The sequence below is a fragment of the Paraburkholderia piptadeniae genome (assembly GCF_900007165.1).
Taxonomy (GTDB): Bacteria; Pseudomonadota; Gammaproteobacteria; order Burkholderiales; family Burkholderiaceae; genus Paraburkholderia; species Paraburkholderia piptadeniae.
Genome location: NZ_CYGY02000077.1, coordinates 1 through 14,356, shown reverse-complemented (window position 1 = coordinate 14,356; position 14,356 = coordinate 1). Strand labels below are relative to the sequence as shown.

15 protein-coding genes are annotated in these 14,356 nt (G+C 62.0%); 10 read left to right on the top strand and 5 right to left on the bottom strand.

What is annotated here, in order from left to right; genetic code table 11:
- Position 1: 1 nt before the first annotated feature.
- Together BN2476_RS36190 and BN2476_RS36185 are read right to left on the bottom strand one after the other, a co-directional pair.
- Positions 2-1,756: a peptidoglycan D,D-transpeptidase FtsI family protein gene (locus BN2476_RS36190; protein WP_087739036.1), complete on the bottom strand. Its 1,755-nt coding sequence runs from the start codon at positions 1,754-1,756 to the stop codon at positions 2-4.
- A gap of 353 nt (positions 1,757-2,109) precedes the next feature.
- A complete protein-coding gene (locus tag BN2476_RS36185) occupies positions 2,110-3,651 on the bottom strand; it encodes a methyl-accepting chemotaxis protein (protein WP_087739035.1) in 1,542 nt (513 codons plus the stop codon).
- 351 nt (positions 3,652-4,002) lie between these two features.
- Between BN2476_RS36185 and BN2476_RS36180 the strand changes: the two genes are divergently transcribed.
- The 3 genes from BN2476_RS36180 to ppnP all read left to right on the top strand — a co-directional run bounded on the left by BN2476_RS36180 (position 4,003) and on the right by ppnP (position 6,343).
- Positions 4,003-5,094, top strand: a complete 1,092-nt coding sequence (locus BN2476_RS36180; protein ID WP_087738995.1) for a Dyp-type peroxidase — start codon at positions 4,003-4,005, stop codon at positions 5,092-5,094.
- Positions 5,087-5,914: a family 1 encapsulin nanocompartment shell protein gene (locus tag BN2476_RS36175; RefSeq protein ID WP_087738994.1), complete on the top strand. Its 828-nt coding sequence runs from the start codon at positions 5,087-5,089 to the stop codon at positions 5,912-5,914. Before BN2476_RS36180 ends, BN2476_RS36175 begins: the two co-directional genes overlap by 8 nt.
- Before the next feature lie 108 nt (positions 5,915-6,022).
- On the top strand, positions 6,023-6,343 hold the full coding sequence (ppnP, locus tag BN2476_RS36170) for a pyrimidine/purine nucleoside phosphorylase (RefSeq protein ID WP_013341965.1): 321 nt from the start codon (positions 6,023-6,025) through the stop codon (positions 6,341-6,343).
- Positions 6,344-6,388: 45 nt separating this feature from the next.
- Here ppnP and BN2476_RS36165 read toward each other — a convergent pair whose 3' ends face one another.
- Positions 6,389-7,279 carry a LysR family transcriptional regulator gene (locus BN2476_RS36165; protein WP_087738993.1) on the bottom strand — a complete coding sequence of 297 codons (891 nt, stop codon included), beginning with the start codon at positions 7,277-7,279 and terminating at the stop codon, positions 6,389-6,391.
- A 188-nt stretch (positions 7,280-7,467) separates the two neighbouring features.
- Between BN2476_RS36165 and BN2476_RS36160 the strand changes: the two genes are divergently transcribed.
- The 7 genes from BN2476_RS36160 (at position 7,468) to BN2476_RS36130 (ending at position 13,282) form a co-directional block, all read left to right on the top strand.
- Positions 7,468-8,253: a sulfite exporter TauE/SafE family protein gene (locus tag BN2476_RS36160; protein WP_087738992.1), complete on the top strand. Its 786-nt coding sequence runs from the start codon at positions 7,468-7,470 to the stop codon at positions 8,251-8,253.
- A 249-nt stretch (positions 8,254-8,502) separates the two neighbouring features.
- Positions 8,503-9,216 (top strand): succinate dehydrogenase/fumarate reductase iron-sulfur subunit, encoded by a 714-nt coding sequence (locus BN2476_RS36155; protein WP_087738991.1) that lies wholly within the window; start codon positions 8,503-8,505, stop codon positions 9,214-9,216.
- Positions 9,216-9,563 (top strand): succinate dehydrogenase, encoded by a 348-nt coding sequence (locus BN2476_RS36150; RefSeq protein ID WP_087738990.1) that lies wholly within the window; start codon positions 9,216-9,218, stop codon positions 9,561-9,563. Before BN2476_RS36155 ends, BN2476_RS36150 begins: the two co-directional genes overlap by 1 nt.
- Positions 9,560-9,916 carry a succinate dehydrogenase, cytochrome b556 subunit gene (gene sdhC, locus BN2476_RS36145; RefSeq protein ID WP_438942927.1) on the top strand — a complete coding sequence of 119 codons (357 nt, stop codon included), beginning with the start codon at positions 9,560-9,562 and terminating at the stop codon, positions 9,914-9,916. The genes BN2476_RS36150 and sdhC overlap by 4 nt, the downstream gene beginning before the upstream one ends.
- 68 nt (positions 9,917-9,984) lie before the next feature.
- Positions 9,985-10,860 carry a fumarate hydratase gene (locus BN2476_RS36140; protein WP_087739032.1) on the top strand — a complete coding sequence of 292 codons (876 nt, stop codon included), beginning with the start codon at positions 9,985-9,987 and terminating at the stop codon, positions 10,858-10,860.
- Between the two features lie 2 nt (positions 10,861-10,862).
- Entirely contained in the window at positions 10,863-11,477 is a 615-nt protein-coding gene (locus BN2476_RS36135) for a fumarate hydratase C-terminal domain-containing protein (protein ID WP_087738989.1), read from the top strand.
- Complete coding sequence (locus BN2476_RS36130; protein ID WP_087738988.1) at positions 11,474-13,282, top strand: L-aspartate oxidase; 1,809 nt, start codon at positions 11,474-11,476, stop codon at positions 13,280-13,282. The genes BN2476_RS36135 and BN2476_RS36130 overlap by 4 nt, the downstream gene beginning before the upstream one ends.
- Positions 13,283-13,296: 14 nt before the next feature.
- Here the strand turns inward: BN2476_RS36130 and BN2476_RS36125 are convergent, their stop codons facing one another.
- Both BN2476_RS36125 and BN2476_RS36120 read right to left on the bottom strand, forming a co-directional pair.
- Positions 13,297-13,551 (bottom strand): PAAR domain-containing protein, encoded by a 255-nt coding sequence (locus tag BN2476_RS36125; protein ID WP_087738987.1) that lies wholly within the window; start codon positions 13,549-13,551, stop codon positions 13,297-13,299.
- Positions 13,552-13,574: 23 nt separating this feature from the next.
- The gene (locus tag BN2476_RS36120) at positions 13,575-14,231 is read right to left on the bottom strand and encodes a hypothetical protein (protein WP_087738986.1); all 657 of its coding nucleotides are present in this window, start codon (positions 14,229-14,231) and stop codon (positions 13,575-13,577) included.
- Positions 14,232-14,356: the final 125 nt, after the last annotated feature.

The window sequence follows — 14,356 nt, the reverse complement described above, 5'->3', positions numbered from 1 at the left end:
GTCACACATCGGGCGCATGCGTGGCGGCCGTGGCGGGCGCCGTCACAGGCGCATCGGGCGGCACGCCAAGCAGCTGCAACGCGCCGCCCGTCACCGCGCTGAACACGGGGCCCGCGACCGTGCCGCCGTAGAACGCGCGGCCCGCCGGATCGTCGATCATCACGGCGACGATCAGACGCGGATCGCTCATCGGCGCCATGCCGACGAAGAGCGACCGGTAACGGTTCTTCGCATACGTCGCGCCGACCTGCTTGCGCGCCGTCCCCGTCTTGCCGCCGACGCGATAGCCGTCCACATTTGCCGCGCGCCCCGTGCCGCCCGCGCCCGTCGCCATTTCGAGCATCGAGCGGATCGCGGCCGCCGTCGCAGGCGTCGTGACGCGCTGGCGATCGCCTCTTGCGGCGGAACGCGCCGGGTCGGTCATGAGGCTGACCGGGTGCAGCGTGCCGTCGCCGGCATAAGCGGTGTACACCTGCGCGATCTGCAACAGCGACGTCGACAGGCCGTAGCCGTAGGCCATCGTCGCCTGCTCGATCGGTCGCCAGCGCGCGAACGGACGCACGCGGCCCGCCGCCACGCCGGGAAACGTCAGCTGCGGCGCGCGCCCGAGTCCGTACTCCTGATACTTGTCCCAGATGGTCTCGGCGGGCAGGTTCAGCGCGAGCTTCGCGAGCGCGATGTTGCTCGACTTCTGCAATGCCTCGGCGATCGTCATGCGTCCGTGATTCGACGTGTCGTGAACCACGTTCGGGCCGATCCTGTACCAGCCCGGCGCGGTATCGATCATCGAATCGGGCCGCACGAGGCCGCGATCGAGCGACAGCGCGACCACCAGCGGCTTGATCGTCGAGCCCGGCTCGAACGTATCGACGACAGCGCGGTTGCGCAGCTGCTGTCCAGTGAGCCGCGCGCGGTCGTTCGGATCGAAGCTCGGGTAATTGGCCAGCGCGAGAATCTCGCCGTTGCGCGCGTCGAGCACGACGACGCTGCCCGCCTGCGCGCTGTGCTTCGCGACGGCCGTCTTGAGCTGCGCATACGCAAGCTGCTGGATGCGCCGGTCGATGGTCAGATGCACGGTCGCGCCGTTTTGCGCGGGCGTGAGCGGCCGCGTATCGGAGATCACGCGCCCCAGGCGATCGCGGATCACTTCGCGCTCGCCCGGCTGACCCGCGAGCAGTTCGTTCGCCGAGAGTTCGATGCCTTCCTGGCCGTTGTCCTCGATATCGGTGAAGCCGACCACGTGCGCGGCCGCTTCGCCTTCCGGATAGAAGCGCTTCGAATCGGCGATGCGCGTGATGCCCGCGAGGTCGAGCTTGTCGATATGCGCGGCCGTCTGTGCATCGACCTGGCGCTTGAGCAGCACGAAGCTCTTGTCGCCGGATACGCGGCGCGTGAGTTCCGCGCGCGGCATGTCCAGCAGCTTCGCGAGCGGCGCATGTGCGGCTTCGTCGAGCAGTTTCGGCGACGCCCAGATTTCGTATGTCGCGAGACTGACGGCGAGCATCGCGCCATGCCGGTCGACGATGCGCCCGCGTGTCGCATCGAGTTCGATGGTCCGCTGATAGCGCTTTTGCCCCTGCTCGACGTAGAAGTCCCGATTGACGATTTGCACCCAGAGCGCGCGGCCGATCAGCGATGCAAACGCCGCGAACACGAGAATCACGATCAGCTTCGAGCGCCACATCGGCAGCCGCGCGACGAGGACGGGATTCTTCGCGACGGGCGCGTACGGGTCGTGGTTTTGCTTGCGGGTCATGAGGGCGAAGCCGGCCGTTCCGATGACCGGTCCACAGTGAACGTGGAACGGATTGTAATAAGAACGTAATATTTGCGCGAGCTTCACGCAAGGAAACGCGATGAAAGAGCGCCGCTTCGGAACTGTGTTGCTCCGTGCGGTCGCGCTCACATCGGGCGGAATGCGGGGCATGTGAAGTTGAAAAATCGGACGGATCGCCCGTTCAACTTATGCGTCGTCTCCGACGCGGCGTGTTGAAGAGGCGCTCGCGATGAGCGCCTTCTTTTTGTCGACTGCTTTCTTGTGGGCTGCGTTTGATCGGCTGCGCTGGCCGCATCAACGGCGTAGGCACAGGGCGAGCGAGGGTAGAGCACTCACGCGGGCAGCGAGAAACTCGAAATCGCCTCGCGCAGCACGCCGACCTGGTCCTTCAGCGAATGCGCGGCTGCGGCCGCCTGCTCGACGAGCGCGGCATTCTGCTGCGTGACCTGATCCATTTCGCCGACGGCGCGGTTCACTTGCTCGATGCCCGCGCTCTGCTCGCGCGACGCATGGCTGATTTCCTCGAGTATCTCGTTCACGCGGCGCACCGATGCGACGATCTCCGTCATCGTCGAACCGGCGTTCGCGACGAGCGACGCGCCTTCCTCGACGCTGCCCGTCGACGTTTCGATCAGCGCCTTGATCTCCTTCGCGGCCGTCGCCGAGCGTTGCGCGAGACTGCGCACTTCCGCCGCGACGACGGCAAAGCCACGGCCCTGTTCGCCGGCGCGCGCGGCTTCGACAGCGGCGTTCAGCGCAAGAATGTTGGTCTGGAACGCGATGCCGTCGATTACGCCGATGATGTCGCCGATCTGCCGCGAGCTGTTCGTGATGTCGCCCATCGTGCGAACGACGTCGTCGACGACGCGGCTGCCGCGCGTCGCGACATCGGCGGCCTGGCTCGCGAGGTGAGCGGCCGTGGCCGCGCTGTCGGCGTTCTGCTTCACGTTCGACGTCATCTCGTCCATGCTCGATGCCGTTTGCACGAGGGCGGCCGCCTGCTGTTCCGTGCGCTGCGACAGATCGGTGTTGCCCGCCGCGATCTCGCTTGCGCCGACGTTGATATTCTCGGTGCCGGCGCGCACGCGCGACACGGTATCGACGAGGCCTTTTTGCATCGTGCGCAGCGCGTGCAGCAGGCTCGCGCCGTCGCGATGCGCCACAGGGATGGGCGTCGCGAGATCGCCGCGCGCCATGCGCTGCGCTGCTTCGACGGCCACTTCGAGATCGCCGCCGAGCGTCTGCTTCACGCTGCGCAGCACGAGCACCATCGCGACAGTCGCGAGCGCGCCGAGCGCGAAGGTGATCGCGAGCCAGCGCACGAGGTCCGCGTAGAACGCGCTCTGCACGTCGTCCATGTACATCCCCGTGACGAGCACCCAGTCCCACGGCGCGAAGCGCATCGCGTAGCTGGTCTTCGCGACGGGCGTTTCGCTGCCGGGCTTCGACCACAGATAGTCGACAAAGCCGCCCTTGCCTTGGTTCGCCGCCTTCACGATATCGAGGAACAGGTGATTGCCCGCCGGGTCCGCGAAATCGGACAGGTTCTTGCCGACGAGGGCCGGCTTGAACGGATGCATCAGCATGACGGGCTGCGAGTCGTTGATGGAGAAATAGCCGTCAGCGCCGTAGCGCAGCGCGGAGACTGCGTCGAGTGCCTGCTTCTTCGCGTCGGCCTCGGGCATCGCGTGCTGCTGCGACAGCGTGTGGTAGTGGTTGACGATCGCGTTCGCTTCTTCGACGAGCGTGGTCAACTGGTCGCGGCGGTCGGAAATCATCGACGAGCGGTTCTGCCACGCGCCGAACGCGCCGATGAGGATCAAGCCGATCCAGAGGATCGCAATCATCGAGGCGAGTTTCTTGTTGAGAGTCATGGTGAAGTCAGGATGGTCGGTTTGCTGCGGCTGGGGTCGAGGCTTGCGGATGGCTTGCGGGTAGCTTGCTGATTGTTGCTGGTCGTTGCTGATGCTGCTGGTTTTCATGGCGGCTGATAACGCGATGCTCGATGGGTATATCGGCTCGCTTCCAACCAGACCTGACGCGGGGAAACCCGTAACCTGATGTCGATCAATTCGTATGATGTTTTTAGTCGCGAACCGCATTTCATCAACGCATGACCCTCTTGCCGGCTCCAGGGACAGAATCGCCGTAATCGCGGTACTCTCCTACCCGGCGCACTTTCCGCTTTGTCGCAATCCGCAACGGTTTCAACAGGACACGATCCGATGCCCAACGACATTCCAGAACCGCAAGCCGTCGACAGTCCCATTACCCGCAGCGTAATTTTCATCGTCGCGACGCTCTCCGCCGGACAGGACCACGCCAGCGCCGTGCGCGCATGGTGCGCGGACATCGGCGCGCTCGTGCGCTCCGTCGGCAAGCGCGTGCCGTCAGGCAACCTGTCGTGCGTGTGCGGCTTCGGCTCAGACGCATGGGACACGCTGTTCGGCGCTCCACGTCCCGCGCAGCTTCATCCGTTTCGCGAGTTCGGTCCGAGCGAACGCCGCGCGGTCGCGACGCCGGGCGATATCCTGCTTCACATTCGCGCGGACCGGATGGACCTCTGCTTCGAACTCGCGACGCAACTGACAGGCCGGCTCGGCGATGCCGTCTCGGTCGTCGACGAAGTGCAAGGCTTTCGTTATTTCGACTTGCGCAGCATGGTCGGATTCGTCGACGGCACCGAAAACCCGACGGGCCGCGAGGTGCCCGAGTTCACGATGATCGGCGACGAGGACCCGGAGTTCGCAGCGGGCAGCTACGTGCTCGTGCAGAAGTACCTGCACGATATGACGGGCTGGAATGCGCTCACCGTCGAAGCGCAGGAGCACATCATCGGCCGCACGAAGCTCTCCGACATCGAGCTCGACGAAGGCGTGAAGCCGTCGTGGTCGCACAGTTCGCTGACGACGCTCGTCGAGAACGGAGAGGAAGTGAAGATCCTGCGCGACAACATGCCGTTCGGACGCCCCGGCGCAGGCGAGTTCGGAACGTACTTCATCGGTTATGCGCGCTCGCCCGCGCCGCTCGAGCAGATGCTCGAGAACATGTTCGTCGGGCGGCCGCCGGGCAACTATGACCGGCTGCTCGACTTCAGCCGCGCCGTCACGGGCGGTCTCTTCTTCGTGCCATCGGCGACTCTGCTCGAAGCGCTCGCGGAACGCGATCCGCAGGCCGCGGGCGTGAACGTAAGCGCGAGCGAGCCGCCTGATGATGCATCCGCATCCGCTTCCGCTTCCGCATCTGCTTCTGCCGAGCCGCATCAGGAAGGCTCGCTGAATATTGGCTCTCTGAAAGGAAACAGACAATATGAATAACCTGCATCGCGAGCTAGCCCCCATCTCCGGTGTTGCCTGGTCGCAAATCGAAGAGGAAGTGGCGCGCACGTTCAAGCGCTCTGTCGCCGGGCGGCGCGTGGTCGACGTGAAGGGGCCGGGCGGCACCGATCTGTCCGGCATCGGCACGGGCCATCAGACGACGATCGCCGAGCCTCATCATGGCGTGAGCGCGAGACTCGCCGAAGTGAAGGCGCTCGTCCAGTTGACCGTGCCGTTCGAATTGAAGCGCGAAGAGATCGACGCCGTCGAGCGCGGCGCGAACGACGCGGACTGGCAGCCGGCGAAGGATGCCGCGAAGGAGCTTGCCTATGCCGAGGATCGCGCGATCTTCGACGGCTACAAGGCGGCAGGCATCGTCGGCATTCGCGAGGGATCGTCGAATCCGCAGGTCGCATTGCCCGCCGATGTCACCGACTATCCGGCTGCGATCAGCCGCGCGCTGGAACAACTGCGGCTCGCGGGCGTGGACGGTCCGTATTCCGTGCTGCTCGGCGCCGACGCGTACACGGCACTCGGCGAAGCCAGCGATCAAGGTTATCCCGTGATCGAGCACATCAAGCGGATCGTGAACGGCGACATCGTCTGGGCGCCTGCGGTGGAGGGCGGCAGCGTGCTGTCGATGCGCGGCGGAGACTACGAACTGCATCTCGGCCAGGACGTGTCGATCGGCTACCAGAGCCATACCGACTCGGCCGTGCGGCTCTATCTGCGCGAGACGCTGACGTTCCTGATGCTGACGAGCGAAGCGTCGGTATCGGTGATGGGAGGGGAGTCGAAGAAAGCAAAGGCGGAAGAATGACTCGCGCCTTTGGAGTAGCCGAATCGCCTGTATGATTGCGGGCTCGCGCCGCGCGGATATCGATGCGGCGCGAACGCATCCATTCACGACGACAAGAGGAAGATAGCCATGACGGCCGCAACGCAATTCGATCAGGTTTCCGTTATCAAACGGGCCAACGTCTATTTCGACGGCAAGTGTGTTTCGCACACTGTTCTCTTTGCCGACGGCAGCCGCAAGACGCTCGGCGTGATCCTGCCCGGCACGCTGAACTTCGGCACCGATGCGCCGGAACTCATGGAAGTGCAGGCAGGCCAATGCCGCATCCGTCTCGAAGGCAGCGACGAGTGGAAGACGTATCGCGCGGGTGAGTCGTTTTCGGTGCCTGGCAAGAGCCGCTTCGATATCGATGTGATCGAAACGCTCGATTACGTGTGCAGCTATCTGTAAGGACGCGCGGACGCGTGTCGCTTGCGTCGGCTGAGTCGCCCGCGTTCACGCGGAACGCAACGGCGTATTGAAGAACCCTTTGATCGCGTCGGTGAACGCCATGCGGTTGTGCCGCGAGCGTTCGAGCAAGCCGACGTGACGAAGCACTTCGACGCCATTCAAAGACATCACCTGCAGCTTCTGGTCATTGGCCCACGCGACGTTAGCCAGCTTCGGCACGATCGAAATGCCGAAGCCCTGTCGAACCAGCTCGATGATGGCTTCGACCGAGTTCAGCTCCATCGCCTCGTTGACGAGCGTATCGCACTGATTCAATACGTCCTGCACGAGATGTCCTGTCCATGTGCTCCTGTCGAAGCGCATGAACGGCGCTTCACGCAGTATGTCGTTCTGGTTGCGCGGCAGATCGAAGTGCGGGCTTCTCGGGACGATCAGAATCATCGGCTCCGAATACAACGGCGTCCACAGAAGATTGGAAGCGAGCGCGCGCGGCGATTGCGTGACGACGGCCGCATCCAGTTCGCCCGTTTCCACCTTTCGCGCGAAGTCGCTCGACATGCCCGCAAACAGATGCACGTCGAGCCGCGGATAGCGTTGACGGATCGACCATAGCGCATCGGCAAACGAACCCATCAATGCCGATACGAGCGCGCCCATCGTCACCGTGCCCGACATTTCGCCTCCGCCCACTGCGGACTCGAGCAGTTCATAACGGCGCACGATCTCCTGCACATCAGGAATCAGCGCACGGCCGACCGAATTGAGCACGGCCGCGCGTGCGCTCCGGTCGAAGAGCTGCACCTTGAGCTCGTCTTCGAGAGCACGAACCTGAAGGCCGATGGCGGCAGGCGTGAGGCCGACCTCGGAACCCGCCGCCGCGAATGTGCCGCAACGGGCGACAGTGAGGAAGATTTTTAGGGTTCTGATCGAAGGCATGACGATATGTCAGGCCGCGCATCGACGCGGTAGTGCGTTGAATCGGCAGAGCCCCATGATACAAAAGCAAAAGTTTTCCTTGTGCTAAGGAAAACCATTATTAGATTTTTCTTTATCAACACCGGTTTCATAATGACTCGTGGAAAGGAACCCCCGATGGAACCCCGATACCACGAGGCAATGCACCGATGCTTGACCATGCGTATCTCGCTCTGTCCACGATCGGAATCGACATTGCTTCGATAGCGGCGTCGGGTGTGATCGTCGCGCTTGCCTATCTCGTGTACGGCATGACGGGGTTCGGTTCGTCGATCGTCGCGATTCCGATGCTGACTCAGCTCATTCCGTTGAAGACGGCCACGCCCGTCATGCTGATACTGGATCTGATGGCGGGACTGCTCGTCGGCATACGCAATCTGAAGGACGTGCAAACGAGCGAACTGCGCAAGATAGGACCGTGGCTTTGCATCGGGCTCGTGCTTGGCGTGACCGTGCTCGTCTCTGCGCCGGAAAAGCCGCTCGAACTCATATTGGGTGTCTGCCTGCTCGTGTATTCGACATGGAGAATCCTGTCGACCGGAGAATTTCGCGCGCTGGGCGCGGGCTGGGCACTGCCTTTGGGGCTCGGCGGCGGATGCCTGACAGCCGTGTTCGGCACGGGCGGGCCCGTCTATACGATCTATCTCGCGGGGCGTCTGCGCGACGCCGACCAGCGGCGCGCAACCATCAGCACGCTCATCACCGCGACTGCTGTCGCGCGGCTCTTTCTATTCAGTGCATCCGGCTTGTACAAGAACCCGGTGGTGTTGCCGCTGGCGGGATGGCTCTTGCCTTGCGGCGCGCTCGGTCTCGCAACGGGCGCGTTGTTGCGCACCAGAGTGCCGGCCGCCAGAGTGTCGACGCTTCTTTGGTCAGTGCTGATTCTGGCGGGAGCCAATCTCATCATCCGCTCTTCAATTGGAATGCTGGCGTGATCTCGCCATCTGGCGGGCATGCCGCGTCGTTCTTTCCCGCAAGACATCTCATTCATAAGCCGAAGGAACGCGATAACGCTCGCATGGCGCTGGTGCTGGGCCGTCGCGGCTTCGACTGATGAAAAGCGATCCTTTCTCTCAAGCCAAGAAATATTCGCTTTTGCTTTATCTAAGGATGCAGAACACTAGTGACTGACAAGCCGCTATTGGCTATTGCATCGGTCATTCTTCATCAAAGGCACTGTCGATATGGACACACTACGCGTCAAGGTCTGGAGAGGTCGCACGGAAGGCGAACTGGTCGCCTACGAGGTGCCTCGCCATGAAAGTCAGACCGTATTGGACGTCGTGACTTATATCCAGCGTCACCTTCAACCTGATCTCGCGTATCGCTTCGCGTGCCGCGTCGGGATGTGCGGCTCCTGCGCGATGAACGTGAACGGCAAGGCGCGGTGGACGTGCCGCACGCACGTCGCAAAGGTGGCTGCGAGCAATCAGCTTGAAATTGCGCCGCTGTCGAACCTTCCCGTGATCAAGGATCTCGTGACCGACATGAGCCGCTTCTTCGATAAATGGGCTCAGGCCAAAGGCCAATTCAGCGGGCAACGTACGCGCCGCGATGACTTCGCGCGCGTGCAGCCGGACAGCCCCCGGCGGCAAGCGGCCGATGCGGGCGTCGAGTGCATCGGTTGCGGCGTGTGCTATTCGTCGTGCGATGTCGTGACGTGGCGTCCCGATTACCTGGGGCCTGCCGCATTGAACCGCGCGTGGACGCTCGTCAACGACGAGCGTGACAGCAAGCGTGTCGAGCGCCTTCGCGCGGTCGCGGGCGATGCGGGATGCCATTCGTGTCACACGCAGGCGACCTGCACGGAACGTTGCCCCAAGCACATCTCGCCGACGGCGGGCATTGCCGGCCTGAAGCGGATGACGATGAAGGCCGCGCTCGAAGGGGAATTGTGATGAACGCAATGTCGCTGAAAACGCAGGCGCGCTTGTGGTATTGGCAAAGAATGAGCGCGACGGTTCTGGCGTGCTGCGTATTGGTTCACATTGCCGTCATCGTGTACGCGGTGCACATGGGGCTGAGTGCCCCTGCCATTCTTGGCCGCACGCATGGCAACTGGTTCTTTGGCGCGTTCTATACGTTGTTTGTGATCGCGTGCGCGATTCATGTTCCGATTGGTTTGCTGCGGATTGCGGAAGAGTGGTTGCAATGGCGCGGCAAATCCGCAGTGGCGGCAAGCGTTGCGATTTCCGCGTTGCTGGCTTTCATGGGACTGCGCGCGGTCTATGGAGTCGTCGCATGATGCGCAAGAACGACTATCGCGCGCGTACGCACCCGGCGTATTGGGCGTTTCTCGTACACCGCCTGTCCGGTCTCGGCCTTGCTCTCTTTTTACCCGTTCATTTCTGGGCGCTTGGGCAGTCGATTGCCGGCGAGGGCGCACTCGAAAGTTTCATTCGCGTCACTGACCAGCCGCTTTTCAAGTTCGGCGAATGGGGCCTCGTGGTCTTGCTCTCGCTTCATTTGATGGGCGGCATCCGGCTGTTGCTGATCGAGTTTCTTCCCTGGAACGGGCTGCGAAAGAACTGGCTCGCGTTGGGGTTGGGAGCGAGCACATGCGCCGGTCTCGCGTTTCTGCTTGCACTGATGCACTGAACTACTGATGCCGCGTTTGCGAAGCCAGCGAGGTCTGGATTCGAAACGCTATCCGGGAGGAAATGACCATGAAACTGGATCTCGGCGCGGTCGAGGAAGCGTCTAAAGAGCTTTATATCCGCGCGCTCAAACTGCTGCCGCCGGATGTGAAGCTCGGTATCGACAGGCTCGCGGCAACCGATACATCGCCTGTGGCGAAGCGTGTGCTCGAAACGATGCGCACGAACATTCAAGTGGCGGAGGGAACCGACAATCTCCTTTGCCAGGACACGGGCATCCCGATCTACAACGTTGTGATCGGGCGCAATGTCGAGTTCGACGGGTTCGAACTCAAGGCGGCGATTCGCAAGGGCTGTGAGCGAGCGACGCGCGAGCATCCGTTGCGTTCGTCGGTCGTGCATCCTTTGACGCGCAAGAACGATCACACGTCTTGTGGCATCGAAGTACCTGTCATTCACATCGACTTTTCCGGCGATGCGAATACAGCGGCTATCGAAATGGTGCCTAAAGGCAGCGGCTCCGAGAACAATTCGTTTCTGAAGATGGCCGTGCCTGCCGAAGGGATCGATGCGATCAAGACGTTCGTCGTCGATTGCGTGCTTTCCGCGGGCGGCAAGACCTGCCCGCCGACGATCGTCGGCGTCGGACTCGGCGGCACATCCGATCTTTCGATTGCGCTCGCGAAGCGTGCGGCCACACGGGCGCTCGGCACACGCTGCGGCGATCCCGACGGCGCGGCGCTCGAAGCAGAACTGTCGGCGGCCGTGAACCAGCTCGGCATCGGCCCGCAAGGTCTGGGCGGCGACAGCACGGCATTCGCCGTTCACATCGAACTCGCTGCGACGCATATCACGATGAATCCCATTGCGGTGAACATGCAATGTCACTCGGCGCGGCGCGCAAGAGCCGTGTTCTCTACCGACGGACTTTCATACGGTTTCTGAAAATGGCCCACTACGATCTATTCACGCCCGTCGACGAGTCACAGATCCGGCAATTGCGTGTGAACGATACGGTGACATTGCATCGAACGCTTTACGGCATTCGGGACGCGACGCAAATTCATATGTTCGACAGAGGGCGCACGACGCATTTCGATCTTCGCGGCCATGCCGTCATTCACACGGCGCCGAATGTGCGCAAGGTTCCCGTCAGCGACGACTATCCGGCGGGCTATCAGCCGATCTGTATCGGCACGACGACGTCGGACCGGATGGAGCGCTTCACGCGGCCGCTGATGGAGCAATACGGCGTGCGCATGATCGTCGGCAAGGGCGGGCTGCGCGAAGCGTCGCAAGCGGCGTTCGGCGATCTCGGCGGCGTCTATCTCGCGATCATCGGCGGCACGGCCGCGCTCGAGACGACATGGATCGAGCAGATCGAAGCCATCGATCTCGACGATCTCAATCCCGAATCCTTATGGCGATTCAGGATCAGCAACTTCGGTCCCTTGCTGGTGGCGATGGATAGCCACGGCGGGAGTCTTTACGACGCCGTGAAGCACGACGCAGCCGATCGTCGCGCGGCCGTGCTCGCCAGTCTTGGAGTACAGGCCAAATGAATATTGCGCACATCCGGACGGATATCCTGATACTCGGCTCCGGCGGCGCGGGTCTCTTCGCGGCGCTGCACGCGCATCAGACCGCGCCTCAGCTCTCGATTACCGTCGCCGTCAAAGGATTGTTAGGGAAGTGCGGTTGCACGCGCATGGTACAGGGCGGATACAACGTCGCGCTGGCGCCGGGTGATTCCGTCGAGCGTCATTTCATGGACACCATCGAAGGCAGCAAGTGGCTGTCGAATCAGGATCTCGCGTGGACACTGGTGAGCACGGCCGTCGAGCGCGTTCGCGAACTTGAGAACGAGTTGGGCTGCTTTTTCGATCGCAATCCCGATGGCTCGATTCATCAAAAGGCATTCGCAGGACAGACGTTCGATCGGACGGTGCACAAGGGCGATCTGACGGGTATCGAGATCATCAACCGTCTTGCCGAGCAGGTGTGGAGCCGGGGCATCAACCGGCTCGAAGAGCACCGCGCAATCGAGTTGATCAGAAGCCGCGACGGCAAGAGCCTCGCGGGCGTCCTGATGATCGATATGCGCTCGGGGCAGTTCGTGTTCGTGCAGGCACGCGCGGTACTGCTCGCGACGGGTGGGGGCCCGACGATGTACAAGTTTCATACGCCGTCGGGCGACAAGAGTTGCGACGGCCTTGCGATGGCATTGCGCGCGGGCTTGCCGCTGCGCGATATGGAAATGGTGCAGTTCCATCCGACAGGTCTGCTCGCGGGAAGTCATACGCGGATGACAGGCACGGTCCTCGAAGAAGGCTTGCGCGGAGCGGGCGGTCATTTGCTGAACGGCGATAAAGAGCGCTTCATGCATCGCTACGACGCGCGCGGCGAGCGTGCGACGCGCGACATCGTATCGCGTGGTATCTACTCGGAAATGAGAGAGGGCCGCACATCGCCGAATGGCGGCGTGTACATTCAGATGGGCCACCTTGGACCGGACAAGGTGCGCAAGCAGTTCAAGGGCATGGTGGAACGCTGCGCCGACTGCGGCTTCGATCTTGCGGGCGGTCTCGTCGAAGTCGTGCCGACCGCGCACTACATGATGGGCGGCGTGGTTTTTCAGACCGATTGCCGCACGGAACTCACCGGCCTGTTCGCAGCGGGCGAAGATACGGGCGGAGTCCATGGCGCCAATCGCCTGGGTGGCAATGGTGTCGCGAACTCCACCGTTTTCGGCGGCATTGCGGGTGACAGCATGGCGACGTGGGTCAGCGAACAGGGCCAGCATCATGCCCCCGACGATGACGCAATACAGGCCGCCATCAGCGAAGCCGAAGCGCCTTTCAAGCAGAACGGAAAAGACCTGGAGAACATTCGGGAATCGCTCTATGAATGCATGTGGAAGGACGTCGGCATTAGTCGCCATGGCGACGGACTTCTTCGCGCACGAGCGGCATTGCGAGACCTTTACGGCCAGTTGATGCGCACAGGCGTTGCCGATGGCGACCGCGCATTGAATTTGCAATGGCACGACTGGCTCAATTTGAAGAACCTGATATCGGTCAGCCAGGTGATTACGGAAGCGGCAATTGCTCGCGAGAACTCGCGGGGCGCGCATTTCAGAGAGGACTTTCCGGACGCGGGCGATCTAACCAGATCGGCATTTACGACGGTTCGCCGCCAGCAAGGAGAGATCTGCATATCGCAAGAGCCCGTGACATTCACGCGCGTCAAGCCGGGCGAAACGATTCTGGATGAGCGTGAGAAGAGCCTTGAGACTGGCGCGGTTCGCGGCTTAAAAAGCACTAAGGCAACAAAATACGGCGCGCCCGAAGGGGTGGCAAAACGTTGAACGTACCTGTTCGCTCATTCAAGCACCCAGGCGCTGTCGCCTTCAACAAGCGTACCGCCATGGCTGGTTGTGTCCCCCTTCCGGGCAATACCGGCGCCATCGAACTCCGAGGTCGAGCCCGAAGTGATGACGGCTCCGCAACTGGTTATGTCGCCGATACGGGCGGCGGCGCGACCTCCGATGATCACACCACTTGTACCCGTCACGACTGTGCCCACCCCATGAACCGGGCATATATGGCGGTGACCAACCAGAACAACCGGACGCATGAAAACCTCTTCGCGATAGAAATTTATTGGCCCGCTGCTCTGGGGTGTTCACCGGCATAGTTCCATTCGAAGCTGAACGGGTCCACAGCAACCGTACCCGGCAGGTTCGGCATTGAATCACCTTCCTTCACGAACACCTCGTGGTAGCCGCCGATCAGGTCGATCGTCTGACCCACCGCGTACCAGTAACCGGTTCGTGGCGAGAAATCACCGGGTCGGGCGCGCGGGAACGGCGGCACCTGGGTGCGGGCGTCGACCTCGCCCAGGAACTCGATCTTGTAGCCCTTTGCGGCTTCCTCGTCGGTCGGCCTGTAGACTTTGAAGTACAGGCGGTTCGATGGCGCGTTGTCGGTGATCGGGTAGACCATGCGGCCCTTGCCCTGCGCGTCGGTGCGCGCCAGTACTTCGCGCACGTCGATCCAGTCGAGCTGGCTGTGCCAGTAAACCATTTCGTAGATGTGCGTGCCGGTCAGCAGTTGGCTGTTCGTGATCACAAATTCACCGGGTACGTCGCCGGTCCATCTACCGTTTCCTTTAACCATGAAGCGGTTTCGCTTGATCTCATCATCTTGCGGAGGCGCTTTTATTGCCATGATCCCAATATCGTTCTTTGGAGACGAGGGGTTGATCTCCTTTCCTTCGCAGTAGAGTCGGATAAACGGCGCATCGGGCGTGGGCATGGCTGTCCTCCTGACGTCTACGTTGGCTGGATTAGTGATTGTCAGGTAGTACCGCACTTCAACAGCATCGCTGTACGACGACGAACCCGCAAATCTGATCTGCGTTACTAGTATCCCGAGTTAAA

What these genes read in the sequence shown, in the direction of transcription:
- BN2476_RS36150 (WP_087738990.1), top strand. Translation starts at nt 9,216, where the DNA reads ATGAACGCAATGTCGCTGAAAACGCAGGCGCGCTTGTGGTATTGGCAA.
- BN2476_RS36165 (WP_087738993.1), bottom strand. Translation starts at nt 7,279, where the DNA reads ATGCCTTCGATCAGAACCCTAAAAATCTTCCTCACTGTCGCCCGTTGC.
- BN2476_RS36190 (WP_087739036.1), bottom strand. Translation starts at nt 1,756, where the DNA reads ATGACCCGCAAGCAAAACCACGACCCGTACGCGCCCGTCGCGAAGAAT.
- BN2476_RS36180 (WP_087738995.1), top strand. Translation starts at nt 4,003, where the DNA reads ATGCCCAACGACATTCCAGAACCGCAAGCCGTCGACAGTCCCATTACC.
- BN2476_RS36175 (WP_087738994.1), top strand. Translation starts at nt 5,087, where the DNA reads ATGAATAACCTGCATCGCGAGCTAGCCCCCATCTCCGGTGTTGCCTGG.
- sdhC (WP_438942927.1), top strand. Translation starts at nt 9,560, where the DNA reads ATGATGCGCAAGAACGACTATCGCGCGCGTACGCACCCGGCGTATTGG.
- BN2476_RS36125 (WP_087738987.1), bottom strand. Translation starts at nt 13,551, where the DNA reads ATGCGTCCGGTTGTTCTGGTTGGTCACCGCCATATATGCCCGGTTCAT.
- BN2476_RS36160 (WP_087738992.1), top strand. Translation starts at nt 7,468, where the DNA reads ATGCTTGACCATGCGTATCTCGCTCTGTCCACGATCGGAATCGACATT.
- BN2476_RS36130 (WP_087738988.1), top strand. Translation starts at nt 11,474, where the DNA reads ATGAATATTGCGCACATCCGGACGGATATCCTGATACTCGGCTCCGGC.
- BN2476_RS36120 (WP_087738986.1), bottom strand. Translation starts at nt 14,231, where the DNA reads ATGCCCACGCCCGATGCGCCGTTTATCCGACTCTACTGCGAAGGAAAG.
- BN2476_RS36135 (WP_087738989.1), top strand. Translation starts at nt 10,863, where the DNA reads ATGGCCCACTACGATCTATTCACGCCCGTCGACGAGTCACAGATCCGG.
- BN2476_RS36185 (WP_087739035.1), bottom strand. Translation starts at nt 3,651, where the DNA reads ATGACTCTCAACAAGAAACTCGCCTCGATGATTGCGATCCTCTGGATC.
- ppnP (WP_013341965.1), top strand. Translation starts at nt 6,023, where the DNA reads ATGACGGCCGCAACGCAATTCGATCAGGTTTCCGTTATCAAACGGGCC.
- BN2476_RS36140 (WP_087739032.1), top strand. Translation starts at nt 9,985, where the DNA reads ATGAAACTGGATCTCGGCGCGGTCGAGGAAGCGTCTAAAGAGCTTTAT.
- BN2476_RS36155 (WP_087738991.1), top strand. Translation starts at nt 8,503, where the DNA reads ATGGACACACTACGCGTCAAGGTCTGGAGAGGTCGCACGGAAGGCGAA.